Source organism: Ruegeria atlantica (assembly GCF_013033965.1).
Lineage (GTDB): Bacteria > Pseudomonadota > Alphaproteobacteria > Rhodobacterales > Rhodobacteraceae > Ruegeria > Ruegeria atlantica_D.
Genome location: NZ_WQFE01000040.1, coordinates 1 through 1,861 on the forward strand (window position 1 = coordinate 1; position 1,861 = coordinate 1,861).

Annotated in this window: 1 protein-coding gene; it reads left to right on the plus strand. The window is 54.2% G+C overall.

Going from position 1 to position 1,861, the window contains the following annotated elements; genetic code table 11:
* Positions 1–570 precede the first annotated feature (570 nt).
* The gene (locus GOW16_RS22580; protein WP_170419813.1) at positions 571–1,599 is read left to right on the plus strand and encodes an IS110 family transposase; all 1,029 of its coding nucleotides are present in this window, start codon (positions 571–573) and stop codon (positions 1,597–1,599) included.
* Positions 1,600–1,861 lie beyond the last annotated feature (262 nt).

Sequence of the window (1,861 nt, forward strand, 5' to 3'; positions counted from 1 at the left end):
TTGTAAGACATTTTCTTCTTGATCTTTAACGCCCCATTACAGAAGGGGATGTCAGCGGCTATTTTGTTTCGCGATGCAATGGCGGGCTTGCCCGGCAGCGGAAAATAGTCGTTGAAGCTCGTGATCCGCATCAGGATCATGAGCGCCATTCCCGACTGCTCGCGTATGTTCATCAAGAAGAAACACGTGAGAGAGGATCTTGCTGTGGCAACGGGGTTGAATCTGTCAGCCGGACGAAAGGCAAGAATTTCTGGAATTGATGCGTGCGGAACAATTGAACGATGCCGAGGCGGGGAACCGGCAACATCACATCGATCTGACACAAACACTGTGGTTGATACCTGAGCAGGTGGCCTTCCCAAGATGGAATGACCTGCAGGCCGGGTTGTTTTTATCGGAGCAAGTCGCCCTTTCCTGTCGGCGTAGGCAGAATGCCCGATGTCCGGCCCTGGTCCGCGCTTGTGCGGATCAGGTTAACAGATGGGGTGGTTGCCGCCCTCATCAAACGGCATCGCAATGTGCCATAAAGGGTGAAGTGGACACCCATTACACGAGAGGACGGCAACCGTTATGCATGATACAATGATCGGAGTGGATCTGGCAAAAAACGTTTTTCAGCTCCACGGAGCGTCGCCGGAAGGGCACGTGAAATTCCGCAAGAAACTGACCCGAAGTCAGTTTCGGAAATTCATGTCGGATCACCCACCTGCTTTGGTCGTGATGGAAGCATGCGGGAGTGCCCACTATTGGACCCGTGAAATGACTGCCCTTGGGCATGAGGTGAAACTGATTGCTCCACAGTACGTAAAGCCATTCATCAAGCGGCAAAAGAACGACGCCGCAGATGCCGAAGCGATTGTCATCGCGGCGCGTCAACCGGAGATGCGCTTCGTCGAGCCCAGATCAGAGGCTCAACAAGCTCGGGCTGTCCTCTTTCGGTCGCGGGAGCGTCTGGTGCATCAGCGCACTGAGCTTACAAACGCTTTGCGTTCTGTGCTCTACGAATATGGCCATGTGGTGCCCAAAGGAGTGGCGCACCAAAAGCGCCTGAAGGAGATAGTCGAAGCTGAGGACAACAGGCTCCCGGCTTTGGTGCGTGAAGAGTGTTTGGATCTACTCGCGCAGATCGCCGAGAAGACGGTCCGCATTGAAGCACGCACGAAACGCGCAAATAAGCTGGCATCGGAAACAGGTTTCGCAAGACGTGTTCAGACAATGCCTGGAGCTGGGCCCATGACTGCCCTGGCAGTCGAAGCCTTCGCGCCTGATATGAGTACCTTCGAATGTGGGCGTGATTTCGCGGCCTGGTTAGGCTTGGTTCCGATGCAACGATCATCGGGTGGGAAACAGCGGCTTGGTCGCGTGTCCAAAGCTGGGCAAGCCGATATTCGGCGATTGTTAATAATCGGGGCGATGTCGCGGCTGAGCAGGATTGGGCGCCAAGGCATTCGGGAAGGGTCTTGGCTTGCGAAAATGCTGGAACGTAAACCGCGCATGCTGGTCGCAATCGCACTTGCCAACAAAATGGCACGGCAGATTTGGGCGATGATGACAAAAGGAGAAGACTACAGGGATCCGGCACTGACTGTGGCAAGCTAAGGCCTGCCAAACTCAGCTGCTGGTAGATGTGAGAAAGCAATAGTTTGCATGGGCAAATGATCGAAAGATCTGGATTGGGAAAACCAGAGTGTCCGGAAGAGTTTCAAAAACTCGGTTAACAGATTTGGACCTGATCCGCTGATCACCATACCGGCCCTGCGGCACCGGAAAGGCCGCAAACCAGAGGCCTGACAGAAGTCCGCATTCGATCACGTCTGTAACTAACTTTTATCTCTTGCATCCCGGGCGGCAACCACAGAAG

Coding starts and splice junctions, on each gene's coding strand:
- GOW16_RS22580 (WP_170419813.1), top strand. CDS start 571: ATGCATGATACAATGATCGGAGTGGATCTGGCAAAAAACGTTTTTCAG.